Source organism: Mycoplasmopsis agalactiae 14628, from assembly GCF_000266865.1.
GTDB lineage: Bacteria > Bacillota_I > Bacilli_A > Mycoplasmatales > Metamycoplasmataceae > Mycoplasmopsis > Mycoplasmopsis agalactiae_A.
This window is the reverse complement of record NZ_AJPR01000016.1, coordinates 1-697: the sequence shown is the minus strand read 5'-3', so window position 1 is coordinate 697 and position 697 is coordinate 1. Positions and strand designations below refer to the sequence as shown.

At 32.1% G+C, this 697-nt stretch carries 1 protein-coding gene and 1 pseudogene; both read right to left on the bottom strand.

Features of this window, described 5'->3' with window-relative positions; all coding sequences use genetic code 4:
* Nucleotides 1–468: pseudogene (locus MAGB_RS04075) on the bottom strand (hypothetical protein); the annotation flags it as partial.
* Nucleotides 398–622 (bottom strand): variable surface lipoprotein, encoded by a 225-nt coding sequence (locus tag MAGB_RS04295; protein ID WP_036433440.1) that lies wholly within the window; start codon nt 620–622, stop codon nt 398–400. The gene MAGB_RS04295 and the pseudogene MAGB_RS04075, both read right to left, overlap by 71 nt.
* Between the last annotated feature and the right edge of the window lie 75 nt (nt 623–697).

Here is a 697-nt window from a genome sequence, read left to right as displayed (position 1 = left end):
AGGTCGGGTTAGAGCTGTATTTCTTTCTCCTATATCTGCACCAGTAGCGCTAGTATCATTTGCCATTCTTTCACGCTCATCTGTGAATGTAAAAGTGATTTCTTGACCATCTGCTAGTGTCACTTTTGCTTTGTGATTTTCATAGTCTACGGCTAAACTAAAATCTTGCCGGCCATTTAAAATATTAACAATTTTAACTTTTATATCTTTTTGGCTAACTGCTCTAGTTTTTATATTTTTTGGAAAATATCCTAAGTTTGTGTTAATTTTTGACAAGTCAATTACTGTATTTTTGTCTTTATTATCTTTATCTTTGTCAGATTTTCCAGTTTCTGCTTTGTCTTTATTATCTTTATCTTTGTCAGATTTTCCAGTTTCTGCTTTGTCTTTATTATCTTTATCTTTGTCAGATTTTCCAGTTTCTGCTTTTGTCTTTTTCAGCTTTATCCTTGTCGCCTGTCATTCCACCTTCTGCTGGAGATTTAGGATCTTTTTGGCCTTCTCCTGGCATTCCAGCAGGTTTCTTTTCTTCATCTTTAGTATCGCCACACTTAGCTGCTACAAAAGGAATTGCTGCTAGTGAAGATACTGATCCAAGTAATAAAAACTTTGATTTTTTCATAAATTTATCCTTTCTTTAAAGGCTATAAAATAGCCTTAAAAATTCTTTATAAATCTATTAATAAATATCAAAAGT